Source organism: Brevibacillus sp. WF146 (genome assembly GCF_001673705.2).
In the GTDB taxonomy this organism is placed as follows: Bacteria; Bacillota; Bacilli; order Brevibacillales; family Brevibacillaceae; genus Brevibacillus; species Brevibacillus thermoruber.
On record NZ_CP109943.1, the window covers coordinates 1,456,636 to 1,482,930 of the forward strand.

The window sequence follows — 26,295 nt, forward strand, 5'->3', positions numbered from 1 at the left end:
ATCGGGGGAGTTTCACGTTATGGTAACATTTTTCTACAAAAACGGACAGAGATGTGGTATAATACCGAAGTCAGAGTATTACTATTAGGAAGAAATATGCGGTGCTTATTGTCGAAAAGCACTTTTCTTGTTTTTTTCAATCTTTTCACAACTTTTGCCCAAGCAAACAAGGAGTTCGATACATATGCCTGAAACTGTCGCAAGAACGCGCGCTTCCGCGCAGAAGAAAAAGCCGGCGCGCCGACGCAGACTGCGCAGGCGGCTGTTTTTGTTCGGCTTGTTCATGCTGCTGATGATCGGCGGCGCGGCCGGCGCGGTTTACTGGAAGATCGATCAGACGCTGGATACCGTGACACAACCGCAGGACGACTTTGCGCCGCTGGCTTCAAACACGGACCCTACCTACCATGCCGACAAGCCGCTGTCGTTTATCATTCTCGGCCGGGATACGCGCCCGGAGACAGGGACGATGAATACGGACGTGATGATCGTCGCCGTCGCCAACCCGGAGACGAAAAAAGTGACCATGGTGTCGCTCCCGCGGGATACGCGGGTAAAGATTCCGGGGTACCGGGACTACCATAAAATCAACGCGATCTACGCCAACGGGGAGGCGGAGCGCCGGCAGGCGGAGCGGAACAACCAAACGCCGACGGAAGACGGCATTTCGCTGACGAAAAAGACGCTGACGGAACTGCTGGGCATTCCGATCCAGCACTACGTCGCAGTCGACTTTGAAGGCTTCAAGGCGGTCATCGACGAGCTGGGCGGCATTGAGGTCAACGTCGACCGCAAGCTGGTGTACGACGATCCGACGGACGGCACCCACATCAACCTGGAGCCCGGCCTGCAGCTCCTGAACGGCGAGCAGGCGCTGGGCTACGTCCGCCATCGGCACGACAACCGCGGCACCAAATACTTTTCCACCGACTTTGACCGCAACCGGCGCCAGCAGGAGGTCATCCGCGCTGTCGTGGACAAGACCACTTCGCTGGACGGCTTGACGAAAATCTTCAAAATCATGGACGTAGGCGCGAAGCACATCCATACCGATCTGTCCAAAGAGCAGATCAAGGGGCTCGCCTACGATTTCAAGGGGTTCAACTCCTCTTCCCTGGTCACGCTGGATAACGGGGCGTACTGGAAAGGTGGGTACACCTACCTGCCCAGGGAAAACCTGAACGCCATCCGAACCGCCCTGCAGACGGAAATGGGCCTGTCGGGAAGTGTCGTCGCCCAGTTGAACGACTCCCCCGTACTGGAAAGCGACGAAGAGACGGTGACCGTCAGCAGCAAACCGCGCAAAAAGAGCACAACCGCGACGGTGGAGACGGCTGCGCCGGCGACCCCGCCAGCCAAGCCGAAGCCGAGCGCGGAAACGCCATCCAAGCCGGCACCGGTCGAAACCGAGCCGCAGCCGGAAACAGGCGCAGCGCCGCCGCCGGACATTATTCCGCCGGCGACGGGACAGGAAGGCACGCCGTCGTCCAATCCCGTGCCTGCGCCGGCGACGGGAACCACTCCGCCGCCGGACATCGCGCCGCCGGGAAGCAGCCAGCAGCAGGAAGCGACAACTGTCGATCCGTCCGGCAAGCCGATCAGCAGTTCGTAGTCACCACAATACCATGTCAATACCAAGCAGAAAAACACCCGGGAGACCGGGTGTTTTTTGCTGGCGGAAGACGATGCCATTTTCGGCACACAAAAAGTTTTTTTGCAAAATAAACGCACAAGGTGGTTTAAAAACACCAAAACCATGGTAGAATAATAATATACTGATAAGACAGATCATTCAGACAATATGCTGACGGGAGGGATTTGGATGACGATTTTTTTAGTCAACCTGTTTCTGGTGATCGCGTTCGTATACCTGATCAGCCGCCAACAAAACGAAGAAATCATTTACGATGAAGATTTTTTTCTCCAGAACCCCTCAGCCTTGGAAGAGTATCAACAAATGCCGATCGACTTTCAGCAGGCGTTTTTCCGGAAGCATAAAGAGTGGATCAAGGAAAAGTACATGCGCGGTGAGAGCTACGTCCTCGCCTTTTGTCCCAATAAAGAAGTCCGGCGCGCCTGGCTGACGGAGTTCGTGAACCAAAAAAACGTCAAGAATACCCCGACCCCTTCCTCGTGAAGGGGTTTTCCGCTGCCCGGGCGGGCGTGATATACTGCAGAGGAAAGAGCCACAGCAAGACAGGAGGAGCATGTTCGTGTTGCAGCGCATGATGGAAGCATTGGATCAAGCACTCTCGGGCCACGGGGTGATCCGCGACGTGATTCTGCGGACGGAGCATTCCCTGCTGGAGGACGAGGAGACGCGGGAGATCACGGTGTACGTGACAGCTACGGCGGAGGAGTCCGAACAGCCGCTCGCGACCGTGCATCTGTTTCCGCTGCCCGACGGTGCCGCCTGCGAAGTGGAGGCGGAGATCGCCTATCCCGGAGCGGGTGAGGCAGAGGCGGCCGCTCTTCTGTGGGAGCGGGCGCGGGCGATCGTGCCGGAGGTCTCCCTGACGGAAAAGCGGCGCTGTCTCAAGCCGGGCGTTCCCGCCGAGCGCGGCGTGACGCTCGATTTTCACTTCGTGGTGGAAGGGCCGGAAACGGATGAAGCAAACGTACGGTGTCGGCAGGCCCTGGATCGCTTCGCGGCCGACCTGGGCAGATTGCTCCGGCTGTAAACAGGCCGGAGCGAGCAGGAAAACCGGTCGTGCCCGCCGAAATGATGGGAAACCAAAATGAATGAGCATTCATTCGATTTGTCAGGAGGGGGCACAAATGGAAACAAAACGCGTCTGGGAACCGATTCGCATCGGGGGGATCACCCTGCCCAACCGCATCATGATGGGCTCCATGCACGTTGGGCTGGAAAAGCTGGAGGGCGGCGTGCGGCGGTTGGCCGCGTTTTACGCTGCCCGGGCCCGCGGAGAGGCAGGCCTGATCGTCACCGGAGGGGCCGCCGTCCGGCCGGAAGGCGGTATGGGCGAACAGTATTGCAGCGTTTACCGGGATGAGCACATCGAGCCGTTGAGGGTGATCACCGAAGCCGTGCATCAGGCGGGAGGCAAAATCGCCCTGCAGCTCTTTCACGCCGGGCGTTACGCTTATCGGGAAGCCACCGGCCTGGATCCGGTCGCGCCATCACCGCTGCAGGCGCCGATCAATCGGACGAGGCCGCGTGCGCTGACCGGCGAAGAGATCGAGATAACGGTGCAGGCGTTTGCCGACGGCGCCGTGCGGGCGCGGAAAGCCGGCTTTGACGCGGTGGAAATCATGGGCTCCGAAGGATACTTGATCAATCAATTTCTTTCACCAGTCACCAACGTGCGCGACGATGAGTGGGGCGGCGACTTTGAACGGCGGGCCCGCTTCGGCGTGGAGGTGATGAGACGCGTCCGGGAGGCGGTCGGCCCCGATTATCCGGTCATCTTTCGCATGTCCGGGCTGGACTTGATCCCGGACAGCACGACGATGGACGAGACGCTGCGGTTTGCCCGCATGCTGCAGGAGGCAGGGGCCGACGCCCTCAACATCGGGATCGGGTGGCACGAATCGCGGGTGCCGACGATCGGGATGATGGTGCCGCGCGGCGCGTATGTGTGGGTGGCCCGCCTCGTGAAGGAAGCGGTGACGATTCCCGTCATCGCCAGCAACCGCATCAACGACGTGCGCCACGCCGAAGCGATCCTGCGAGACGGCTGCTGCGACATGGTTTCCATGGCCCGCCCCCTTTTGGCCGACCCGGATATCATCCGCAAGAGCCGGGAAGGGCGCTTTGACGAAGTCAACACCTGCATCGCCTGCAACCAGGCCTGCCTCGATCACGTGTTCGAGGGAAAAACGGCGTCCTGTCTGGTCAATCCGGCGGCCGGCCGGGAAGAGGAATGGACGCTGTCCCCCGCCCCCGTCGCGAAAAGGGTGGCCGTCGTGGGAGCGGGACCGGCCGGACTGGAAGCGGCCCGCGTGCTGGCGGAGCGCGGTCACCAGGTGGTCCTGATGGAAAAACGGCCGCAGATCGGCGGCCAGCTCAATTACGCGCGGCAGGTGCCGGGCAAATCGGAATTTAACGAAACGCTCCGCTATTACCGGACGCAGCTCGGCCTGCTCGGAGTGGAGATCCGGCTGGGCGTGGAAGCACAGGCGGAAGCGCTGCTCGCCGAAGGATTTGACGAGGTGGTGGTGGCCACCGGCGTCATCCCGCGGCGGCCGGAGATTCCCGGCATTGATCTGCCGCACGTGGTCAGCTACGCCCACGTGTTTGAAAAGCAGGCCGATGTCGGGAGGCGCGTGGTGATCATCGGGGCGGGGGGCATCGCCTGCGACCTTTCCCACCTGCTGGTCCAGGACGACAGCGTCTCGCCGCAGACCGCCCGCTACCTGCTGGAGTACGGCATTCTCAACGCCGAGGAGGTGCATCGCCTGCAGCAGAGCGGCAGACAGGTGCGGATGCTCCGCCGCGGTCGGCACGTGGGCACCGGATTGGGCAGGACGACGCGCTGGGCGGTGCTGGCCAATCTCAAGCGGCACGGCGTCGAGATGCTGACCCAGGTGGAGTACAAGGAGATTACGCCGGAGGGCGTGCGCATCGTCCACGCCGGCGAAGAGCGGCTCCTGCCCGCAGACACGGTGGTGGTCGCGGCGGGCGGCATCCCGGACAACCGCTTGTACGAAGCGCTGAAAGGACGGCTGCCGGTGCACCTCATCGGGGGCGCCAAAGAGGCGGGAGAGCTTGACGCCAAGCGGGCGATTTACGAGGGAGCGCTCATCGGCAGATCGATTTGAGGGAGGCGCCCTGCTTTCGCATGGAAGGGGCCTGATGTCGGGTTATGGGATCTTTTGTCGAAAGACTTTCATTTGGACATGAATTTTTGCAAAATGAAAGTACGCTGTTCAAATTCAGTTGAATGGGGGCACTCGCCTTGATGAATCACAATGGCATTCTGCTGGGAAAACGGCACTTTCTCTACTCATCCGAGCGGGTGGTGGAAGTGGAGGGCTGGACGTTCACGATTGCCCCGGGGTTTAAGGTGATTGCCGGCGGAAGCGCCAACCCGCTGCAAACGTTGATCAGCATATACCGCGGAAGTGAGAAGGTCGCGCAGCTTGTGCTCAGCCATAAACGCCACGACTCGGATTTGGCGGTCCAGGCGGTGTCTAGTGACGTTCTGTTGGAAATGTCTCCGGCCACACGCACGGTCAGCGTAGCAGAAAAACAGTAGGGCACCCTGTACGGGGTGCTCTTTCACGCTTCCCGCATTTGCGCAAAAAAACGAGGAGGCTGGTACCATGCAATTGACGAACATGCAGGCAGGCGCATTTTCCCTGACGTGGCTGCGGGGAGGGCTGACGCAGCTTGACGGAGGCGCGATGTTTGGCGTGGTTCCCAAACCGCTCTGGAGCAAGCGCTATCCGCCCAACGATCTCAACCAGATACCGCTGCGGGCGGATCCGATTCTGGTGGAAGGCGGCGGCAAAATCATCCTGATCGAGTCAGGCCTGGGCAACGGCCGGCTGACGGACAAGCAGAAGCGCAACTTTGGCCTGCTGGAGGAGTCGCAGGTGACGGAATCGCTGGCGGCCAAGGGATTGACGCCGGCAGACATCGACATCGTACTGATGACCCACATGCATTACGACCATGCCAACGGGCTTGTTTCCTGGCAGGACGGCCGGCTGGCCTCGACGTTTCCGCGGGCGGTCATTTACGTCCAGGAACAGGAATGGGCGGAGATGCGCGAGCCCAACATCCGCTCCCGCAACACCTATTGGGAGGACAACTGGAAGCCCATTCAGGATCAGGTGCAGACGTACGGCGACACGCTGGAGGTGCTGCCCGGCATTTCGCTGCACCACACCGGCGGACACAGCCAGGGACATGCGATCGTCCGCATCGAAAGCGGCGGTCAACTGGTGCTGCATCTGGCCGACCTCCTGCCGACGCACGCACACCAGAACTCCCTGTGGGTGATGGCTTACGACGACTACCCGATGACCTCCATTTTCGCCAAGGAAACATGGATCAAGGAAGGGATCCGGCAAGGCGCCTGGTTCACGTTTTACCACGACGTCAAGTACCGGGCGGTGAAATGGAACGAGCAGGCGGACATAACAGATAGCATTGAAGTGGAATAAGATCGGCCGTCGCCGGCGCTACAAGCCTCCTTTCGGTACAGCGTAAGCATGTTCCCGAGCGGGGGGCTTTTTTGTGCCGGTTTGACAGCGTCTCCTCCCGTTCGGCCCTCCGTTTTTCTGTCCGGTCTTATCGATTTTTCGATATTCGCTCTAGAAAATTTTCATAATCCAAAAAGTTTGAACAGCGATTGACGAACACATGACCGCTCACTACAATTAGAAAAAACTTGCAATGACTGTTCTGTTTCGATTGTCGGGCAGAACAGTTGGAGGAGAGAGAAACAATGGATAGGGTCAAGGGGTTGTTGCGCGAATTTCACCCGATCGTCTGGTCGCTTGTGGTCGGCACGGTGTTTGTCCGCGCGGCCAGTTCGATGAGCATGCCGTTCTTGTTTTTGTATCTGTCCAATCACACCGGCATGGATCTGGGGACCATCGGCCTGACGATCGGCGCGGGGGCGCTGGCCGGGACGGTGGGGGGCTTCATCGGCGGGACGCTGTCCGACATGTTCGGCCGACGCCGCGTCATGCTCGGGGCGCTGTACGTCTGGACCCTGGTGTTTGTAGGGTTCGCATTCGGCAAAAGTCCGCTGTTCTTCTTGCTGGTAAACGTCGTCGGCGGACTCTGTCGTTCCTTTTACGAGCCGGTGTCGCAGGCGCTGATGGCGGACGTGACGCCGCCGGAGAAGCGGTACCGCGTCTTCGGCCTGCGCTATACCGCGATCAACGTGGGCGTGGCCGTGGGGCCGATCGTCGGGGCGATGCTGGCGATGACCTCGGCGGCGCTGCCGTTTCTGATGACCGCCGTCATCTACCTGGTGTACGTCATCAGCTTGCAGGTGATGCTGAACGTGTTTGGCATCAAGCAGATCGAGGGACAGAAAAAAGAGCCGGTCAGCTTTCAGCGCGCACTGGAAGTGGTGGTGCGCGACAAAGCGTTCCGACTCTACATGGTGGCGGGGACGCTGGGGGCGATCGGCTACTCGCAAATGTCGACGACGCTGGCCAAGTTTACGGAGATGGCCGTTCCCGACGGGGCGAAGCTGTTTGCCATCCTGATGAGCGTCAACGCCATCGTTGTGGTGCTGATGCAGATGCCGCTGACCCGCTGGGCGGAAAACAAGACGCCCCTCACCAGCATCGTGGTGGGGAACGCCATGTACGCGCTCGGGGACCTGGGCTACGCCTTCGCCCACTCGTGGGTGATGTTTATCGTGGCGATGGTCGTCTTTACCATCGGGGAGATTCTCACCTTCACCGCGTCCGATGTCCTGATCGACCGGATGGCGCCGGAAAACATGCGCGGCACGTATTACGGGGCGAAAAGCTTCAGCAACCTCGGCCAGTTCATCGGACCGTGGATGGGCGGCATCCTGCTGGCTTCGTACGGCGGTCCCGTGCTGTTCGGAGTGGTCGCCGTCCTCTCCATGATGAGCAGCTTGTTTCAATGGGCCGGGCAGCGCGCCTACCAGCAGCGCAACGGCAAGTCGATCAACATCGCCCGGAACGCGTCACTGTAGCGCCTGCATGATCCGCTCGGCGATGCGGGCGTAGCCGGCCTCGTTGGGGTGGAAGTGGTCCGTGTAGAGATAGGTTTTTTCCTTGTGGACGAACAGGTCGTAGGTGGGGACGACGATGACGCGCGGATAGCGGGCCGCGATGGCGGCAGCGTCGCTGTTCCAGTCCAGCACGGGCTTGACGGTGTCGGCAGCCGCATCGGTGTCCCCGAACGGATTGTACAAGGCGGCGTAGACGATCGGCGCGCTGTCGTTCAGCTCCCGGATGTGCCGGAGAATCTGCTCGTAGTTGGCCGCAAGCCCTTTGACGGCAGCGGCCAATTTGTCGTTGTCGACGCGGTAGACGCCCCCGGACTGCTTGAACAAATCGTTTCCGCCGATGGTAAACAGGATGAGATCGGCCTGCGTCAGCAGCTTCTGCACCTGGGGCTGGGACAACTGCCCGACGAGGCCGGACGATTCCTGGCCGTTGATGGCCAGATTGGTCAGCGTGACCGGGTGGCCAGTCTGTTTTTCCAGCGCCTGACGGACGTGCCCCACGTAACCGAGCCCGTTGGCGTCGCCGGTTCCGCGCGTCAGCGAATCCCCCAGCGCCACCACGTGACGGATGCCTTCCCCCGGCGCCGGCGGGGCCGGATTGGCATGCTCGGCCGGTTCCGCGACCGGGCCGGATGCGAGCTGGCGGGGCTCCAGCGCGAACACAAACCCTGCGGCAAACAGCAGAAAGGAGAGAACGGAGAGCAGGCCGACCGTACGCCACATGAGTTGACCGGATGTGCGCATCGGGTACCTCCCATTCGTTGTTGGATGGTCATGCATGGTATAATGTGACATGTACTGTCAGTGTATCACAAACGCCGTTTTCGCGTCAGCGAACGGAGTCAGGATGGGAGGGCGAGCAGTGGCCGAGACGGTCCTTTCCGTAAAAGGATTGCGCAAAACGATCGGCGGCAGGCCGATCATTCACGATATGACGTTTGACGTTTACGCCGGAGAGGTCTTCGGCTTTCTCGGGCCCAACGGCGCGGGCAAGACGACGACGATCCGCATGCTGGTCGGGCTGGCCTCCGCCGACGGGGGAGAGATTGACATCGGCGGCATTTCCCTGCGCCGCTCGTTTCCGCAGGCGATCGCCCAGGTGGGCTGCATCGTGGAAAACCCGGAGCTGTACAAATTCATGACCGGCCGGGAAAACCTGGAGCATTTTGCCCGCATGAGCGGGGGCATTCCCCCTGAGCGGATCGAGGAAATCGTCCGCTTTGTCGATCTGGAGCGGGCCATCGACGACAAGGTGAAAACCTATTCGCTCGGCATGCGGCAGCGGCTGGGCATCGCGCAGGCCCTCCTGCACCGGCCGAAGCTGCTCATCCTCGACGAGCCGACCAACGGCCTGGACCCGGCGGGCATTCGCGAACTGCGCCAGTTCATCCGCAGGCTGGCGGAAGAAGAGGGGCTGGCCGTGTTCGTCTCCAGCCACCTGCTCAGCGAGATCGAGATGATGTGCGACCGCGTCGCCATCATCAACAAGGGACGGGTGATCTCCGTCGGACCGGTGCAGGACCTGATGGAACAGTTTGCCGACCGGGTGGCGTGGACCTTTCCGCCGGAGGCCGAGCGGAGGGGACACGACGTGCTGAGCGGCCTGTCCTTTGTGGAACGGGTGTGGCCGGACGGAGAGGGGCGGCTGTACTGCCGCATGGATACGGAGCGGATCGGCGAGGCAAACGCAGCGCTGGTGCGGGCCGGCGTCCCCGTCCTCGGCATCGCCGCCAAGACGGTGACTCTGGAAGATCTGTTCCTGGCGCTGACGGGGGGAGGTGGAGAAGATGGGGCCGAGCATGCTCGCACTGGTACAAAATGAGACGATCAAGCTGCTTCGCCGCCGCCGCTTTCTCGTCGTGCTGCTGATCCTGGCCGTCCTCATCCCGATCTTTACCTACGCGCAGTACCGCTCCGTGGTGACGGCCCAGGAGCGGATGGGCACGACCGACTGGCGGACGCTTTTGCAGCAGCAGATTGTGGACACGCAAAACCGGCTTGCCTCCAGCAGACTGCCGGAGGAGTGGCGGGAGTTTTTAAAAATTCGCGTCCAGCAGCAGCAGTACTATCTGGACCATGACATCAATCCGATGGCGCCGGGGGCGCCCACGTTTGCGCGCGGCTTCATGGATCAGGCCGTGTCGCTGTTCCTGCCGATGATCATCGTCGTGCTGGCGGTCGATCTCGTCTCCGCCGAATACAGCGAGGGGACGATCAAGCTGCTGCTGACACGGCCCGTGCGGCGCTGGAAGGTGCTGACCAGCAAGTACATCACCCTGCTGCTGTTTACCTCGCTCACGGTGCTGATGACCTTGCTGTTGGCCTACCTGATATCCGGTGTGGTGTTTGGCTATGCGGGCTGGGACCTGCCGGTGCTGACCGGCTTCGACGTGACCGGCGGCGAACTGGTCACGTCCGCGGTGTTCATGCTGCCGCAGTGGAAATACCTGCTCATGCAGTACGGACTAGGCTGGTTTGTGTGCATCGTGGTCGGCACGATCACGTTCATGGTCTCCGTGCTGGTGCGCAGCGCGGCAGCCGGCATGGGCATCATGATGGCGGCCCTGATCAGCGGAACGATTCTGACCCAGATGGCGTCGACCTGGGAGTCGTCCAAATACCTCTTCGTCGTCAATTTGCAGTTGACGGACTACCTGGCCGGCACGCTGCCGCCGATCAAGGGCATGACGCTGCCCTTCTCGCTCGCCGTGCTGAGCGTCTGGGCGGTGGCGGCGCTGATTGTCGCCTACGCCGTGTTTATCCGCAGGGATGTCGCGTCGTGACCTTCTCCTGACCGGAGTGGGCGGGAAAACGAACAGGGACACTGCTTTTGGCAAAATGCCTAAGGCAGTGTCCCTTTTTTCCGCGCCCGGCTGTTTGTGTCGGCAGGAAGCATCAGCGCCACGTCAACTGCTTGGACACTTCGACCAGTTGGTCGAGACGGATGCCCCGGGCGGTCAGCACGACGTAGAGCGAGCGGTTTCCCGTCTGGGCGTTGAAGTGGACGGCGTGCTGGGCGGCCGCTTCGCCAGACGAGGCCTGCTGGTCAAACGAGACGGCGATGGCCTGTTCGCCGTTGACCGTGAACAACTGGGTAGCCGTAAAGGTGCCGGGGATGGACAAGCTGCGCTTCCCCTTTGCGTTGGGCACCACGTCCACCTTGATCCACTCCTTGCTGTGTCGGTATTGGGCGGAGAGGCGGACCACCTTTTGGCTGGTCGGCGATTCGTACTGTACGGTGACCGCCTGCAGGGCCATGCCGTCAGGCGGTTGGTTCAGCACGGGCACAGGCAGGTCGGATGACCGGACGGCTGTCTCCAGATCAGTGAAGGTGGAGAGCGTAATTTCCTGTTTGGCCAGAGCGGTCGCGGGCGGACCGGCTACGGGCGGCACGCTTTCGGTTGACGGATCGGCCGCGAGCGCAGCGCTGAACGTTTGGACGCCCGATTCGTTCTCCGCTGCGCGAAAAGCAGTCACCCCGCCTGTCGGATTGCTCGCATCCGTCTGCCCGGACTGTGCGTCCTCTGGGTGGCTCTGGTCGGCCGCCGCTTTTCCGTTGGCGTTGCGGGCGGCGATGATCGTCCGCTTGTGCGGGGACGGCACCGATTCGTTGACCGTTTCTGCAGCCGGCTGCTGCGGCGTCTGGGGGGCTTGGGCCTTCTCGGCGGCCGCCTCTCCCGGCCCGGCCTGCGGTTCCTGCGCCTGGCTTGCATCTGCTCCGGGCTGTTCGGTTCCGTTTCCGTTGAGCGCCAGCGCGCCCGGCTGATCCATGGACGCGTCCGGAGACGTCTGCCCGTCCGGTTGTTTCGCGGCGGGGGCTGACTGACCGGACCCGGCGGCCGGGCTGGACACGGACGTGTCAGGCGAAAGCCGGATGGACGGAGCGTCGGCAGGTTGACCGGCTTTCTGCTCGTCTTTGGCCGTGCTGCCGCTCTGCATGGCGCTTTCCGAGGCGGCGCCTTGCCCGGCCTGATGGAACTGCTGGTAGCCGGCCACCCCGACAGCGAGAAGGATGGCGGCTGCGCCGACCCACGTCAGTGAAGGGAGGAGGAACGTCCAGCGGCGGAATTCCGCCTGTTTGGGTGACGTCGTGACGGATGCCGACGCGGCGTGAGGAGGGACGCCTTGTCCGGCGGTTTGATAGATCGCCTTCATGATTTTCTCTTCCAGATCGGCCGTCGGTTGAGGAACCTCTTTCAAGAACTGCACCTCCTCGCCGCTAGTCAATTGGGCTTCCATCCAGGCGATGCACTCCTCGCACGTCTCGATATGGGAAAGCGTTTCGATGTCCGTCTCGTCTGTCCATGCTTTTCTAAATTCCTGGCAGTTCATGCACGAGCCCCCCTTCCTTGCGAGTAAGCAGTTTGGCCAGTTCCTGGCGAGCGCGCAGATAGCGGACACGGGCCGTTGACTCGGCGATGCCGAGCAGCGACGCGATTTTTTCAAACGGATATTCGTGCGTGCAGCGCAGCACGATGACTTCCCGATACGATTCGGACAGCATCGAAAAGGCTTTCTCAATCTCCCGGCGGCGCTCCTTGTTCATGAGGGAGTCCTGCGGCGATTCGTCGCTCGCCTGGGAGGGGACGTACGCCAGTTGTTCGTCGGATTCGTGAAACTTGCGCCGGCGCAGGAAGTCGATGGTCTTGTTTCGCGCCAGCGTATACAGCCAGGAGGAAAACTGGCTGTCCCCGCGAAAGCTGGAGAGTTTTTCATACGCTTTGACGAAGACTTCCTGGGTCAAATCTTCCGCATCGGAGCGGTTGTTTACCATCTTGTAGATAAACACGTAGATCATGTGCTGATACCGCTGGATCAGCTCGCGGTACGCTTCGATGTCGCCTTGGAGAATCCGCTGAATGATTTCGGCGTCGGATTGCATTGAATCTCCGGCCTCCCTTCCTCTATGAGACGCTGGTATCGAAACGAACGTTTCAATCCAGCGATTCCATTTCTATCACGTCGTAGTGGTATCCCTGTTCCACCAGAAACAACTGGCGGTGAAGCGCAAACTCCTGCTCGCGCGTGTCCCGGGTGACCAGCGTATAAAAATGGGCGGCGTTGTCGCGCTCTTTGGGGCGCAGAATGCGGCCGAGCCGCTGCGCTTCTTCCTGGCGCGAGCCGAACGTGCCGGATATCTGGATGGCTACATTGGCATCCGGCAGGTCGACGGCAAAGTTGGCCACCTTGGAGACGGCGAGCCGGGTAATCTCGCCGCGCTTGAACTGCCGGTACAGCGCCTCCCGTTCCTTTTCCGGCACCTTGCCGGTAATCAGCGGGAGATTCAGCGCTGCGGCAAGCTGCTGGAGCTGTCCCACGTACTGGCCGATGATCAGGACGCGGTCGTCGGCGTGACGCTCCAGCAGGCGGCGCACGACCTCCAGTTTGCGCGGGTTTTCCGCCGCGATCCGGTATTTTTGCCGCGCGCCGGCACGGGCGTAGGCCTCCCGTCCGTTCGCTTCAAACGGCAGCCGAATTTCCCGGCAGTGCGCTTCCGCGATCCAGCCCTGTTCCTCCAGGGCCTTCCACGGCATTTCGTACTTTTTCGGCCCGATCAGGGTAAACACGTCTTCTTCCCGGCCGTCCTCCCGAACCAGCGTGGCGGTCAGCCCGAGCCGGCGCGTCGCCTGAATCCCGGAGGTGACGCGGAAGACGGGAGCGGGCAGCAGGTGCACCTCGTCGTAGACAATCAATCCCCATTCCCGTTCCGAGAACAGGCTCATGTGGGGAAACGATTCGTCCGCTTTCGAACGGTACGTCAGGATCTGATAGGTGGCCACGGTAATCGGTTTGACCTCTTTCCGTTCGCCTGTGTACTCTCCGATCTGCGAGGGATCGAGGTCGGTCTTGTCCAGCAGCTCGGCGATCCACTGCCGGACGGATGTGGTGTTGGTCGTCAGGATCAGCGTGGCCGTCTGGAGCTGGCAGATCGCTCCCAGGCCGATGACCGTTTTCCCCGCGCCGCACGGCAGCACCAGCACGCCGCTGCCGCCGGTGGCCGCGCCGGCCGCGTGGAAGGCGTCCACCGCCTCCTGCTGGTACGGCCGCAGCGCAAACGGCCGGCCGCCGGCGGTCACCTCCCGCAGCGCGACGGGACAGGCTTCCCCGGACGTGTAGCCGGCCACGTCCTGGACAGGGTAGCCGAGCCGGATCAGCTCCTGTTTGATCAACCCGCGGGCGTAGGGTTTCACCCGCCAGACGGCCGGACCGGTCTGTTCTTCCAGCAGGGCGTCCACCGCCTTGTAACCGGTGAGCTCGGCCAGCAGGAGCGGATCGTCGCCGGTCAACAGCAGGTGATCGCCGTCTTTTTCCAATCGGATCAGGCCGTACCGTCCCATCGTTTCGTCGATTTCCCGGACAATGGACGGCGGAACCCCGTATTTACTATACGTGCTCAAGACGCCGGTTACCTGCTCCGCCGTAAGGCCCCCTGCCGCGGCGTTCCACAGGGAGAGCGGGGTAATCCGGTAGGTGTGTATGTACTCCGGGCTTTTGATCAGTTCGGCAAAGCCGGACAGCGCCTGCCGGACTTCCGCAAACAGCGGATGCTGCGCTTCCAGCAGGATGGTGCGATCGCTCTGCACGATCAGCGGCAACTCGGGACGGTACGACACGGTCTTCACCTCTGCGGCTTTGTGGTCTCCATGTTCATACAGTCAATCGTATCACAATCGGGAAAAGAATGAAAAACGGGTTTCCCGCCGTCGCGCGCTTTTGACAGGAGCGGGCAACATTTGGCCGCCGGTGGGTTACACTAACGCAAGAAAACGGGCAAAAGGAGTAGGGACGGCATGGCGATATGGAGTACCCTTTTCAATCTGGTCCTGGTCGCATTTCTCGTCTTCCTCAACGGCTTTTTCGTGGCGACCGAGTTTGCCATCGTGAAGGTGCGGGAATCGCGCATCGCCCAACTGGTGGCGGAAGGAAACAGGCGGGCGGGCGACGTCGAACAGGTGCTGGACAACCTGGATGCGTACCTGTCCGCCACCCAGCTCGGCATTACGCTGGCGTCGCTCGGATTGGGATGGCTGGGGGAACCGGCCGTCGCCCATCTGCTCCACCCCGTCTTCCGCTACTTCGGGCTGAACGAGACGCTGGTCGGCAGCATTTCCTTCATCATCGCGTTCTCCATCATCACCTTTTTGCACATCGTGCTGGGCGAACTGGCACCCAAATCGCTGGCCATCCAGCGCTCCGAGCAGGTCTCGCTGTACGTGGCCCGTCCCATCCGGCTGTTTTACAAGCTGATGTACCCGTTTATCGCCTTTCTCAACTGGGCGGCGGCCAGGATTCTCGGGCTGCTCGGCATTGGCATGGAACCGCATCAGGAAGCGCACACGGAAGAAGAAATCCGCATCCTCGTCAACGAGAGCCACAAAAGCGGCCTGATCGACCAGACCGAGCTGATGCTGGTGGACAATATCTTTGATTTTTCGGAGACGATGGCCCGGGAGATCATGGTGCCGCGCACGGACATGGTGGTGCTCAACCTGCGCGACCCGTTTGAGGAAAACGTCAAGACCGTGCAAAACGGCCGGTTTACCCGCTACCCGGTGGTGGACGGGGACAAGGACCACGTGGTCGGCAGTTTGCATATCAAGGATTTGCTGACCAGCCTGCTGGAGGGGGAGCAAAAGAGCCTGGAGCAGTTGAGCCGCCCGGTGCTGACCGTTCCGGAGACGATATCCATCAGCCGGCTGCTGACCATGCTGCAGAAACAGCGCAGCCAGATGGCGATTATCATCGACGAGTACGGCGGCACGGCGGGCCTGGTGACGGTGGAAGATATAATGGAAGAAATTGTCGGTGACATTCAGGACGAATTTGACGACGAGCGGCCGGAAATCGAGCGGAAAGACGGCCTTTTGTCGCTGGACGGCCGCATGCTGCTGGAGGAGGTAAACGACTACCTCGGGCTTGATCTGGACGACAGCGAGGTGGACACGCTGGCCGGCTGGATCTACACGCAGATCGACCATCCGCCGCGCGTGGGGGACGCGGTCAAAGACGGCGGCTACGAGTTCATCGTCGGCGAGGTGGACCACTACCGGATCACCCGCGTATGGGTAAAAAGAGGAACGAAGGAAGCGGCGCAACAGGGATAAAACATCTTTTCATCGCCGGAAAGTGTGTTATAATGAAACACAAGTTTCTGTTATTGCAGAGCGAGAGCTTAGAGGAGGAAGAACAGATGAGACGAGCTGTGCATGCTGTACTGGCCGCATGTCTGTCGATTGCGCTGACGGCGTGTGGCACCCAATCCGGCCAGACGACGGACGCAACCGCGACCGCTGCGAACGGCCAGCAAACGGTGAAGCTGGGGCTGACCCAATTCGTGGAACACCCGGCGCTGGATGCGATCCGCCAGGGAATTGTGGACGGATTGAAAGCATCCGGATTTGAAGAAGGCAAAAACGTGGAGCTGGATTATCAAAACGCCCACGGTGACATGAACAACACGGTCTCGATCGCGCAAAAATTCGCCGGCGATGGAAAGGACCTGGTCGTGGCCATCGCCACGCCGTCCGCCCAGGCAGCAGCCAAGGCGATTGCGGACAAGCCCGTGATCTTCAGTTCCGTGACCGACCCGCTGTCCGCCCAACTGGTCAGCAGCCTGGAGAAGCCGGACAAAAACGTGACCGGCACCTCCGACAAGGTCTCGATGGAGCAGCAGTTGGAGCTGGTCAAACGCTTTCTGCCGCACCTGAAGAAACTGGGCGTCATCTACACCACGTCGGAAGTGAATTCCGAGGTGCAGGTCAAGGAACTGGAAGAAGCGGCGAAAAAACAAGGGATTGAGGTCGTCAAGGCGGGCATCTCCCAACTCTCCGAGGTGCAGCTCGCGGCCCAGGGGCTGGCCAGCAAGACGGAGGCCATGTTCATCCCGATTGACAACACCGTGGTCTCTTCGTTCGAAGCGGTGCTGGGCGCGGCGGAACAGCACAAGGTTCCGGTCTTCGCTTCCGACACGGATACGGTGAAACGGGGAGCCGTGGCCACCTACGGCATTGACTACTACCAGATCGGCAAGCAGACCGGGGAGATGGCCGCCCGCATTCTGAAGGGGCAGAAAGTGGCCGACACGCCGGTGGAAGTGTCCAAACAGACCGAGCTGTACATCAACGAGACGGCAGCCGCGAAGTTTGGCCTTGCCATCCCCGATGAACTGAAACAGCAGGCGAAAGAGATCTTTAAGTAGAAAAAGAGAGCCTTGCTCTCTTTTTCTGTTTGAAATGTGTTTCCATCATGGTAAAATGAAAAAAATTTCATGCCTAGGGGGATTTTCACATGAGAAAGCAAAAATCTTGGCGTGTCGTCCAGAAAATTCTGTGTCCTTTGCTGCTTTTATCCGTTGCAGCTTGTGGGCAGCAAAGCGCTCCGGCGGACAGTCAGCCGGCCAACTCGCCGGCTCCTGCCCAGGAGACAAAGCAGTTGAAGGTGGGCATCGTCCAGATCGTGGAGCATCCGGCACTTGATGCGGCGCGGGACGGGTTCATCGCGAAGCTCGGGAAAAACGGCTACGAGAAGGACAAACAGGTGGTGTACGACGTCAAGTCGGCCCAAGGAAACATGGACCAGGCCGTGCAGATCGCGCAGAAGTTTCAGGCGGACAACGTCGATCTGATCCTGGCGATCGCCACACCGGCCGCTCAGGCAGCCGCCCAGGTGACCAAGGATATTCCGATTCTCTTCACCGCCGTGACCGATCCGGTGGCGGCTTCGCTGGTGCAGTCGATGGAAAAACCGGGCGGCAATGTGACCGGCACGACGGACATGAACCCGGTGGAAGAGCAGTTGAAACTGGTACAGGAACTGAAGGCGGACGCCAAGACGGTCGGCATCATCTACAACTCCGGCGAGGTAAACTCCAAGGTGCAGGTGGACGCGGCCAAAGCCGCAGCGGATAAACTGGGCCTGACCATCCGGGAAGCGGCCATCACCAGCCCGACGGAAGTGAAGCAGGCGGCCGAGTCGATGGTTGGCAAAGTGGACGCGTTCTACATCCCGACCGACAACATGGTGGTCTCGTCCATCTCCGCCGTGCTGGGGGTGGCGGAATCGCAAAAAATCCCGGTGGTGGCCGGCGAGGAAAACTCCGTGAAGAGCGGCGCGATCGCCACCTACGGCATCGACTACGGCAAACTGGGTGAACAGACCGCCGACATGGCGGCGAAAATCCTCAAAGGGGAAGCCAAACCGGCTGACATGCCTGTAGAGAAGCAGGCCGAGATGAAGCTGGTGCTGAACAAAAAAGCGGCGGAAAAAATGGGCGTAACCCTTCCGCAATCCCTGCTCGACCGGGCAGCCGAAGTGGTCGAGCAATAATCGCAGCAACAGGAGGACGCTATGAACCTGGCATATCACGGAGCAATCGAACAGGGCTTGCTGTTTGCGATCATGGCCCTGGGCGTGTATCTGACCTTTCGCATCTTGAACTTTCCTGACCTGACCGTGGACGGCAGCTTCGCGCTGGGCGGGGCGTTGGCAGCCAAGCTGATCATTGACGGCACGAATCCGCTTCTCGCCACCCTGGCGGCCTTTGTGGCCGGCGGGGCGGCGGGCGCGTTTACCGGCCTCCTGCACACCAAGGGGAAAATCAATGGACTCTTGGCCGGGATTTTGACGATGATCGCGCTGTACTCGATCAACCTGCGCATCATGGAGAAAGCCAACCTGCCGCTTCTGCGGGAGGAGACGCTTTACACGTTTGTCAAAGACCTCGGCGTCCCCAATGTGGCCGTGGGCGGGTCCGTGCTGCTGACCGGTGTGGCGGTTGTGTTCCTGATTGGCATTCTGCTGCTGAAAGCCCTGATCGATTGGTTCCTGCACACCGATCTTGGCCTCGATCTGCGGGCCACCGGCGACAACCCGAAGATGATCCGCAGTTTCGGCATCAACACCGACACGACCACGATCATCGGCCTGGCCTTGTCCAACGCGCTGGTGGCCGTCTCCGGCGCCTGGGTGGCGCAGTACCAGGGCTTTGCCGACGTGGGCATGGGGATCGGGATGATCGTGATTGGTCTGGCCTCCGTCATTGTCGGGGAAGTGTTGTTTGGCAGTTCCTCCATCGTCCGGGCCACCATCGCCGTTATCGGCGGCTCGATCGTCTACCGGCTGGTGATCGCCCTGGCGCTGGACAGGGGGCTCAACCCGTCCGACATGAAGCTGATTACCGCCCTGATCGTGATCATCGCCCTGACGGTGCCGACCGTCGCCAAAGGCGTGTGGAAAAGACAGGGGATCCGCACGGCGAAAGGAGGGAACGGCGATGCTTAAAATTTCCGGCGTCCGCAAAGTATTCAACGAGGGAACCGTCAACGAGAAGGTGGCGTTGAGGGAAATCAACCTGCACGTCGCCCCCGGCGATTTTGTCACCGTGATCGGCAGCAACGGGGCCGGCAAATCGACGCTGATGAACATCATCTCCGGCGGACTGATCCCCGACAAGGGCACCGTGACGATTGACGGCAAGGACGTCACCCGGCTGGGCGAGCACCAGCGGGCCACCTTTGTCGGCCGCGTGTTCCAAGACCCGATGGCGGGCACGGCGCCCAACATGACCATCGAGGAAAACCTGGCTATCGCCTACGGCCGCGGCCGGCGGCGGACATTGTCGTTTGGCGTCACCAACCGCAAGCGGGAGCTGTTCCGCGAGCACTTGAAACAGCTCGACCAGGGGCTGGAGAACCGCTTGAAGACCAAGGTGGGCTTCCTCTCCGGCGGCCAGCGCCAGGCGCTCAGCCTGTTAATGGCGACGTTTACGGAGCCGAAGATCCTGCTGCTGGACGAACACACGGCGGCCCTGGACCCGAAACGGGCGCAGCTCATCGTCGAGCTGACCCGCAAGATCGTGGAGCGGCACAAGCTGACGACGATCATGGTCACGCACAACATGGAGCAGGCGCTGAACATGGGCAACCGCCTCTTGATGATGCACGAGGGCAGCATCATTCTGGACATTCCGGAAGAGAAAAAGCGGACGATGAAGCCGCAGGATCTGCTGCAGGCGTTTGAAGCGGCGCGCGGCGAATCGTTCAGCGAAGACCGTTACCTGCTGTCGTAGCGCGCGCCCCGTTTACATGCTTGAGCCTTCCCGAAGCGACGGGGAGGCTTTTTCCATTCGCTGCAGGAAAAGGTGCTGGGCCAGGGCCCCGACGAGCAGGAGAACGGCCGTGGCGCCGAACAAAAACGCGCCGCCGAAATGTAGAAGGACCAGACTGCCCAGATAAGGACCCACCGCGCGGGAGATGTCCCAGTGCAGCCCGGTGATGGCAAAGTAGCGGCCCCGCATGGAGGGCGGCGCGATCCGGGCCACCAGCGTCAGCAGGTGATTAAGGCCGACGCTTTCGCCGAGGATGAACACGAGCTGCATGGCAAGCAGCACGGCTGCACTGTCGGAATGGGCGTAGGCAACCGAGACGACGGCGAAGCAGACGTAGGAACCGGTGATGAGAATCCGGGGAGACACGTGCTGCGTCCATTTGACCAGCCAGAATTCCAGGAGGATGGATGCGGCCGCTTTTGTGGCGGCCAGCATGGCCAGCAGTTCCACATAGTCGGCGAATGTGTTCTTCAGATGAAGCTGCAGGTTGGTTTCCGTTTGCGCGTAGAACAGGCTGATCGGCATGGCCAAGAGCATCAGTCGGAGCGCGGGACGGAACGCGTGCGGGGCGCCGGGAGCACGCAAGTCCCCATCTGAGGCCGATGACGGTGTGCGTGCCAAAGACGACGCTTCTGGCGCAGACGCCGGTATCTTCCACCAGACGCACGCGGCGTAGAGAGCGAGCGAGAAGGCCGTCAGCAGAAAGGCGAGGCCGGGGGCGCTTTGATAGACCAGCACGCCCACAAGCGGACCGGCCGCCGCGCCGATATAGCTGGCCGTATTCAACAGGGCGAACGCTTCCGACTGGAGCCTGTGGGGGACGGTATCGGCCAGGAGGGCGCGTGCCGCCGGGATGAAGAGGGAGCGGCCCGCACCGTTCACCATGTACAGGATGGCAAAGGCCGCAAGCGAGTGGGCAAAAGCCATTCCCAGCATGGCCAGCGCCTGCAGGCCCAGGGCGACCAGCATGACGGATTTGCGCCCGTACCGGTCCGTCACGCCCCCGGCCGCGAGCGTCAGCGCGATTTCGCTGGCGGGCTGCAGCCCGATCACCAGCATGGTAAGGGGAACGGAGCTGCCCACCTGCTCGTTCAGGTACAAAATCAGAAAAGGGGCAATCATGCTGAGGGAGAGCTCCGTCACCAGTTCGCCGAAGAGACGGACCCAGACCGTGGTCGGATAGCGGGAGAAAAATGGTGTTCGTTTCATGTTCATCCTGGTATCCTTTCTGTATCGGGATTGGGGTTGTCCCCGATTGTACGCCGGGGGGAACGAAAGAAAAAGCGTACAAAACGACAGGTCGTTTTTTCATGTTTTGAGGCGGTGACGTGGTCATGATCCTGTTTGAACACTATCATCGGCTGTTCGCCGGCTGCCCGCAGGCTACGCTCGACAAGCCCATCACCCTCTCGCTGGCCCGTGCGGCCTCCATCTTGTGCTGCACCCCGCGCAATGCGGCCGGTACGGTAAAAAAGCTGCAGCAGCGGGGATGGATTCTCTGGCAGCCGGGAAAGGGCAGGGGAAATCAGTCCGTGCTGACGTTTCGCATCCATCCTGCCGACGCCGCGCTCTCTGTTGCCAGGGAACTGGTTCGGCAGGGAGAGATTCGCGGGGCGCGCGCGTTTGTTTCCCGGTATCGGGAGGAGTGGGCCGAGCTTGAGGAAACCTTTCAACGCTGGATGAGCAGCCAGTTTGGCCTGCATGTCAGCAGGAGCCCGGGAAGCCGGAAGGATGTGCTGCGCCTGTCCCAGGGCAGGCCGTTTCCCGTGCTGGATCCCTCCCGCGTGCTGCTTCGTTCGGAAGCCCATCTGGCCAAGCAGGTGTTTGACGGTCTTGTTCACTTTGATCCGGAGCGGGGCCGTTTCCAACCCCGGCTTGCCTTGTACTGGGAGGCCGATCCCCAGGGAACCGAGTGGACGTTCATTCTGCGGAAAGGGGTCTGGTTTCATCACGGCAGAATGCTGGAGGCGGAAGATGTGCGGTATGCCCTGCTTCGCCTGCGAGACCAGTCTCCCCTGCACCGGTGGCTTGTCCGGTCGATCCGTGCGGTGGACGTGGTCGATGCGTACACGCTGCGGATCAGGCTGCACCATCCGGACTCCCTGTTTCTGCACGCCTTGAGCAAGGAGTTCGCTTCCATCGTCCCGTTCGACTACACGGAGCGGATGGGCGGGCAATTTGGCCGCATGCCGTCGGGAACCGGGCCGTTTCGCGTGGTCCGCAATGACGACTCCATGCTGGTGCTGGAAGCGTTCGAACCGTATTTTGGCGGCCGTCCGTTTGTGGATCGGATCGAAATCTGGTGCGTCCCGGACATCGCGGCCGAAACGGAAGCCGGATGGCCCGAAATCGTGTACGCCAACGTCCCGGGGAGGGAGAAGCAGGATGGTTCGCGGTCAACCTGGACGGAGCTGTCCCGCAGCGAGCGGTGCTTTCAGTACCTCGGGTGCAACATGATCAAGCCCGGGCCGGTTCGGTCTGCTGCCTTCCGCGCCATCCTTGACCGCATCCTGGATCGCCGGCTGCTGCTGGAGGAACTGGGAGGAAGCCGGGAGCCGGCGGTCATCTGGGGAGAGCCGGAGACGGAGAGACGGGAGGTCAGCAGTTTCCCCCCGATGAGCGACTCGGAGATCCTGCGGCGTTTGAAGGCGATCGGCTACAGGGAAGAACCCCTCCGGCTCGTCAGCTATCCCGACGAGGATCACGCCGAGGACGCGGAGTGGATTCGGCAGCGCTGCGCCCGTTATGGCATCGACGTTCGGATTGTGTACGTAGAGCCGGAAGAATTGGCCCGGCCCGAGACATTCAGGGGAGCCGATCTCGTGCTGGACAGCGCCAACATCGACGAGCGGGAAGAACTGTCGCTCCTGGAATTTTTGCACGACCAGGCATTCAGCCCCTGTCACCACCTTCCGCGGGAGGCCGTCAGGGAAGTGATGGCACGATCAGCGGTTCTCACGCGCACCTTCGATGAAAAAGAGCGGCGCCGGCAGGTGCGGGCGATCGTGTCCTGGCTGCGCCGTCAGCGGGTGTTTTTGCCGCTGTACCGGAATCGCATCGAGCTGCTCGCCCACCCCCGATGGTCCGGCCTTTCGCTCAATGCGCACGGGTGGCCTGATTTTTCCCGCATGTTTGTCCGGTCGTGATAAAAAATGTCACATTTTTGTCTGAAACCGCTTTCCCCTTTCGTCGTATAATTAGGCAAACACGGCATCTCACATTGCAGTGAGTTTCGGGGGAGGAAATACGAATTGCATACCAAAACGGAAAAGGACAAACAGATTTTGTTTGCGTCCATTCGCTTGATGATCTGCGTCGGCCATGCCGACGGATATATAGGCAACAAAGAAGTGACCCGGATTCAGGAGATGGTCAATTCGGAGCACTTCACGCTGAAAGAGCGGCAGATTCTCATGGATGACATGGATTATCCCAAGCGTCCGGAGACGATCGTGGCCGACATGGTGGACCTGACGCGGACGGAGAAGCTGATGCTGCTGCGCCAGTTGTACCGGATCGCGCTGATCGACCACAAGCTGTCGCCGGCCGAAACGAACGAGATTCGCCGCATCGCCCGCCTGCTGGGGATTCCGGAGGAAAAGGTCGTCCAGGTGGAGGAGTGGATCGAAGAGGGCATCCGGTGGCGGGATCGTTGGAAGCAGATCGTCGACGAATAGGCGGCGATCCGGAGGCGAAACGCGTGCAGCCCAAAACTTCGTGCGGACCTCAAACAGGATTGGGGTCCGTTTTTCATTTTTGGTACAATAAGGAGAAAAGCGGGCAGCGCCATTAAAGTACCCTGCGGGCACCCTGATGTGGCTTGACGAGGAAGAATACTCGAGGTGGCAGCGCCACTAAGAAGCACCCTGCGGGCACTCTGATGTGGATTGACGAAGAAGTATAATCGAGGTGGCAGCGCCACTAAGAAGGAGGACACAACATGTTGCGGATTTTGTTGACCAACGATGACGGGATTGAAGCGCAGGGCATCAGGCGGCTGGCGGAAGCGCTCCTCGATCTAAAGGAAGCGGAGATTTACGTCGTGGCCCCGGCGGAAGAGCGGAGCGGGGTAGGGCACGGCCTCACCTACCGCAGCGCGCTGGCCCCTGTCTCTCACGCGTTTTACGGCTTGCCGGTAAAAGCATGGGCGATCAACGGCAACCCGGCCGACTGCGTCAAGGCGGCCTGCCATCTGCTGTTTGAAGACCGGCGCAGGCCGGACATCGTCTTTTCCGGCATCAATGTCGGCACCAACCTGGGCCGTGACATCTATTACTCGGGCACCTGCAGCGGGGCCAGGGAAGCGGTCATTCTCGGCGTTCCCGGCGTCGCCCTCTCCTACGACAACTGGTACGCCCAGGACGACTTCGGCCGGGTGGGCGAGCTGATTCGTCCGCTGCTGCAGATGTTCTGCGAGCAGGCGGCCGGCAAGAAACTGCCCGCCGACGTTTTCTGGAACGTCAACATCCCCCACCTGCCTCCCGAACAGGTGAAAGGAATCGCGCCGGCCGCGCTCGCCCTGCACCACTACGAAGACAGGTACGATCGGGAAGACGGGGGGTACTGGCTGACGCGGGAATACCCGGACGGTCAGCAGCAGTCGGATGCGGACGACTACCACCTGGTCAAAAACGGCTACATAACGGTCACGCCGGTACATATCGACGCAACCGACCGCTCGCTTTTGGCCGAAATGGCCGAGTGGCCGTTGGTGAAGCAGCGGGGACAGGGCACAACATGACAGGACAGCCGTTTCGTCCGGAGGTGGCGCCCGATCCGACGCTGACGTCGCCGACAGCGGCCACGCAGGGGGATGTGCTGGACGCCGCCGTCTTTGCCGATTTGTACCGCCTGGCCGGCGAAGAAGGGCTGCCCTACTTTGCCCGTCTCAACGCGGCCGGTGACGTGGAGCTGTTCCTCGTGTTCGAGAGCGTCGACGCGTTCAGCGAAGCGACCCGGGACGCCGTCTCGGTGGAGTTCAAGACCTACCGCGACAAGCTGCTCGCGGTGGTCTGGACCCTCTCCGATCCGATCCATCCGCTCGGCTTCCCGCTCGCGTTTGACATCAAGCGGCCGCAGGAGCGTCACATGGCCCTGCGCATGCTGGAACAGGAAAAGACGCTCCTGCACTACCTCTCCTACGAAGCAGGCCTGCTCACCCATATCTACACGGAAGCGATCACCTTTTCGCCGCTGGAGGCATCCCGTGCGGAAGCAATGATCCGCTCCCTGTACGAAGGGCGGATGGAAGAGGTGCCGCGCGAAGCAGCCGTGCGGGAAGAAGAGGCAGAGACCATTTCCGCTCTGGCGCTTCCCGATCAGGTGCTGGCGGAGACGGGCGTCGCCTACCTGATCGACTACGCCCGCATGCGAAAGAAGCACGGGGAGGAAGGGGCCCAGCACCTCTTGATGAGCGCCGTCCAGCAAGCGGTCTGGGTCATGCGCCGCCACGCCCGCAGCGAGGTGCGCGAGACCGCCTTTACGGTGTGGGCGGCCGAGCAGGGAGAGCAGCTTCGGCTGATCGTCACGCCTTCCTTGTCGCAGGTGTTTGAAGTGGTGCACATGTCCGCCGACGAGGCCAACCCGTTTGCCCGGTTTCTCCTCGCGCTGCCGGAGTTTGTCCGTACCGAGGAGGCTGCTCCCCTTGCGTGGGGCGCCTTTCCGCTGATCCGCATGGAAGACGGCCGCCTGTTTCACCTGGAACTGGACGAAGCCGTGCAGGAACGGCTGCAGCGCTTGTTCGCGTCCCGCTGGCCCGCAGCGTCCAATCCGTACGGGCCGCGATAGGGGAAGCAAAAAGCCTGTCCGTCGCGACTGCCTGATACGCGGGGCCAATCCGATCGTTCGACACGTTTTCCGGTGGAATGTTTGTCGTTTCGCGAAAATATGGGTAAAGTAGTCAGGTTTCCACAAAGGAAACGACAAGCGGTGCTGCGAAGTTAGGAAGGACAGATATTCTGCTGGGAAGGGTGAGAAGGATGTACTCTGTTCAACCTTGCGTGTTTGAGGCGGTTTCGGACTGCGCCCGCCGTTTTCAGGAGGAGGTCGCGCAGTTGGCCGAGCGGTTCGCGCTGCGCATCGACGGCGGATTCCCCGCGCTGGAGCTGCAGGTCCATCCGCATTTTCAGGCGATCCTGGAGTACACCTTGTGGGGAGAGGCCGGCGTGGTGGTTATCCGCGGCAGGGTCAGCACGCAGAACGAGACGCCGCCGTGTGAGCCGATCGCCGTGACGATGAAATTTTCACTGTCGCACTACCCGCATCTGGACATCGAAGGCAAGAAGCAGCGGATCGAGGAAATCCTCGCCGGTGAAGCGGAGCTGTTCTGGATCGTCCCGCCGGCAGGACACGTCGGCCATGTGGAGCTGACGCTTCGCTTTGAAAGCAAGCCCGGTTCCGGCCTGGTGGGCGAATACGCCCGCACGGTCCTGGGCATTGTAACCGGAAAGGTGATGGCAGCCTGACCAAAACCTGCGCACCGCGGCTCCCCGGCTTGGGGGA

24 protein-coding genes are annotated in these 26,295 nt (G+C 61.2%); 19 read left to right on the plus strand and 5 right to left on the minus strand.

Annotated features, from left to right (window positions below):
• Positions 1–184 precede the first annotated feature (184 nt).
• The 7 genes from A6764_RS07135 (at position 185) to A6764_RS07165 (ending at position 7,652) form a co-directional block, all read left to right on the plus strand.
• Positions 185–1,612 (plus strand): LCP family protein, encoded by a 1,428-nt coding sequence (locus A6764_RS07135; RefSeq protein WP_065066966.1) that lies wholly within the window; start codon positions 185–187, stop codon positions 1,610–1,612.
• A 210-nt stretch (positions 1,613–1,822) separates the two neighbouring features.
• On the plus strand, positions 1,823–2,137 hold the full coding sequence (locus tag A6764_RS07140; protein ID WP_029099792.1) for a hypothetical protein: 315 nt from the start codon (positions 1,823–1,825) through the stop codon (positions 2,135–2,137).
• Positions 2,138–2,213: 76 nt separating this feature from the next.
• Positions 2,214–2,681: a hypothetical protein gene (locus A6764_RS07145; RefSeq protein WP_065066967.1), complete on the plus strand. Its 468-nt coding sequence runs from the start codon at positions 2,214–2,216 to the stop codon at positions 2,679–2,681.
• Between the two features lie 97 nt (positions 2,682–2,778).
• The gene (locus A6764_RS07150; protein WP_264622463.1) at positions 2,779–4,782 is read left to right on the plus strand and encodes an oxidoreductase; all 2,004 of its coding nucleotides are present in this window, start codon (positions 2,779–2,781) and stop codon (positions 4,780–4,782) included.
• A 140-nt stretch (positions 4,783–4,922) separates the two neighbouring features.
• A complete protein-coding gene (locus A6764_RS07155) occupies positions 4,923–5,219 on the plus strand; it encodes a hypothetical protein (RefSeq protein WP_029099795.1) in 297 nt (98 codons plus the stop codon).
• A gap of 67 nt (positions 5,220–5,286) precedes the next feature.
• Positions 5,287–6,132, plus strand: a complete 846-nt coding sequence (locus A6764_RS07160) for a YtnP family quorum-quenching lactonase (protein ID WP_065066964.1) — start codon at positions 5,287–5,289, stop codon at positions 6,130–6,132.
• Between the two features lie 284 nt (positions 6,133–6,416).
• On the plus strand, positions 6,417–7,652 hold the full coding sequence (locus A6764_RS07165) for an MDR family MFS transporter (RefSeq protein ID WP_065066963.1): 1,236 nt from the start codon (positions 6,417–6,419) through the stop codon (positions 7,650–7,652).
• On the opposite strand, the gene A6764_RS07170 is transcribed toward A6764_RS07165, so the two are convergent.
• Positions 7,644–8,432, minus strand: coding sequence for a GDSL-type esterase/lipase family protein (locus tag A6764_RS07170; RefSeq protein WP_065066962.1), 789 nt, complete (start codon positions 8,430–8,432; stop codon positions 7,644–7,646). The two genes, A6764_RS07165 and A6764_RS07170, sit on opposite strands and share 9 nt — an antisense overlap.
• A 103-nt stretch (positions 8,433–8,535) precedes the next feature.
• Between A6764_RS07170 and A6764_RS07175 the strand changes: the two genes are divergently transcribed.
• Positions 8,536–9,510, plus strand: coding sequence for an ABC transporter ATP-binding protein (locus A6764_RS07175; RefSeq protein ID WP_176703258.1), 975 nt, complete (start codon positions 8,536–8,538; stop codon positions 9,508–9,510).
• Positions 9,476–10,471, plus strand: a complete 996-nt coding sequence (locus tag A6764_RS07180) for an ABC transporter permease (RefSeq protein WP_035289901.1) — start codon at positions 9,476–9,478, stop codon at positions 10,469–10,471. The genes A6764_RS07175 and A6764_RS07180 overlap by 35 nt, the downstream gene beginning before the upstream one ends.
• A gap of 112 nt (positions 10,472–10,583) precedes the next feature.
• Here A6764_RS07180 and A6764_RS07185 read toward each other — a convergent pair whose 3' ends face one another.
• From A6764_RS07185 to A6764_RS07195, 3 genes are read right to left on the minus strand one after another with little or no spacing between them, the layout of a single operon-like run.
• The gene (locus A6764_RS07185) at positions 10,584–12,020 is read right to left on the minus strand and encodes a hypothetical protein (protein ID WP_264622464.1); all 1,437 of its coding nucleotides are present in this window, start codon (positions 12,018–12,020) and stop codon (positions 10,584–10,586) included.
• Positions 12,001–12,570, minus strand: coding sequence for an RNA polymerase sigma factor (locus A6764_RS07190; protein WP_029099802.1), 570 nt, complete (start codon positions 12,568–12,570; stop codon positions 12,001–12,003). Before A6764_RS07190 ends, A6764_RS07185 begins: the two co-directional genes overlap by 20 nt.
• 52 nt (positions 12,571–12,622) lie before the next feature.
• A complete protein-coding gene (locus A6764_RS07195; protein WP_264622465.1) occupies positions 12,623–14,302 on the minus strand; it encodes a DNA repair helicase XPB in 1,680 nt (559 codons plus the stop codon).
• Positions 14,303–14,479: 177 nt separating this feature from the next.
• Here A6764_RS07195 and A6764_RS07200 point away from each other — a divergent pair, with 177 nt between their 5' ends.
• From A6764_RS07200 to A6764_RS07220, 5 genes are all read left to right on the plus strand, one after another.
• Positions 14,480–15,793 carry a hemolysin family protein gene (locus A6764_RS07200; protein ID WP_029099804.1) on the plus strand — a complete coding sequence of 438 codons (1,314 nt, stop codon included), beginning with the start codon at positions 14,480–14,482 and terminating at the stop codon, positions 15,791–15,793.
• An 86-nt stretch (positions 15,794–15,879) separates the two neighbouring features.
• Complete coding sequence (locus tag A6764_RS07205; RefSeq protein WP_029099805.1) at positions 15,880–16,887, plus strand: ABC transporter substrate-binding protein; 1,008 nt, start codon at positions 15,880–15,882, stop codon at positions 16,885–16,887.
• Positions 16,888–16,976: 89 nt separating this feature from the next.
• The gene (locus A6764_RS07210) at positions 16,977–18,014 is read left to right on the plus strand and encodes an ABC transporter substrate-binding protein (RefSeq protein WP_065066960.1); all 1,038 of its coding nucleotides are present in this window, start codon (positions 16,977–16,979) and stop codon (positions 18,012–18,014) included.
• A 21-nt stretch (positions 18,015–18,035) separates the two neighbouring features.
• Positions 18,036–18,968: an ABC transporter permease gene (locus A6764_RS07215; RefSeq protein ID WP_035295473.1), complete on the plus strand. Its 933-nt coding sequence runs from the start codon at positions 18,036–18,038 to the stop codon at positions 18,966–18,968.
• Entirely contained in the window at positions 18,961–19,755 is a 795-nt protein-coding gene (locus A6764_RS07220) for an ABC transporter ATP-binding protein (RefSeq protein WP_029099808.1), read from the plus strand. The genes A6764_RS07215 and A6764_RS07220 overlap by 8 nt, the downstream gene beginning before the upstream one ends.
• A gap of 12 nt (positions 19,756–19,767) precedes the next feature.
• Here A6764_RS07220 and A6764_RS07225 read toward each other — a convergent pair whose 3' ends face one another.
• Positions 19,768–21,003, minus strand: a complete 1,236-nt coding sequence (locus A6764_RS07225; RefSeq protein WP_255309654.1) for an MDR family MFS transporter — start codon at positions 21,001–21,003, stop codon at positions 19,768–19,770.
• Positions 21,004–21,128: 125 nt separating this feature from the next.
• Here A6764_RS07225 and A6764_RS07230 point away from each other — a divergent pair, with 125 nt between their 5' ends.
• The 5 genes from A6764_RS07230 to A6764_RS07250 all read left to right on the plus strand — a co-directional run bounded on the left by A6764_RS07230 (position 21,129) and on the right by A6764_RS07250 (position 26,258).
• On the plus strand, positions 21,129–22,940 hold the full coding sequence (locus A6764_RS07230; protein WP_264622466.1) for an SgrR family transcriptional regulator: 1,812 nt from the start codon (positions 21,129–21,131) through the stop codon (positions 22,938–22,940).
• A gap of 105 nt (positions 22,941–23,045) precedes the next feature.
• Positions 23,046–23,471, plus strand: coding sequence for a tellurite resistance TerB family protein (locus tag A6764_RS07235; protein ID WP_029099811.1), 426 nt, complete (start codon positions 23,046–23,048; stop codon positions 23,469–23,471).
• 263 nt (positions 23,472–23,734) lie between these two features.
• A complete protein-coding gene (gene surE, locus A6764_RS07240; RefSeq protein WP_065066957.1) occupies positions 23,735–24,535 on the plus strand; it encodes a 5'/3'-nucleotidase SurE in 801 nt (266 codons plus the stop codon).
• Positions 24,532–25,581: a hypothetical protein gene (locus tag A6764_RS07245; protein ID WP_065066956.1), complete on the plus strand. Its 1,050-nt coding sequence runs from the start codon at positions 24,532–24,534 to the stop codon at positions 25,579–25,581. Before surE ends, A6764_RS07245 begins: the two co-directional genes overlap by 4 nt.
• A 266-nt stretch (positions 25,582–25,847) precedes the next feature.
• Entirely contained in the window at positions 25,848–26,258 is a 411-nt protein-coding gene (locus A6764_RS07250) for a hypothetical protein (RefSeq protein WP_255309653.1), read from the plus strand.
• Positions 26,259–26,295 lie beyond the last annotated feature (37 nt).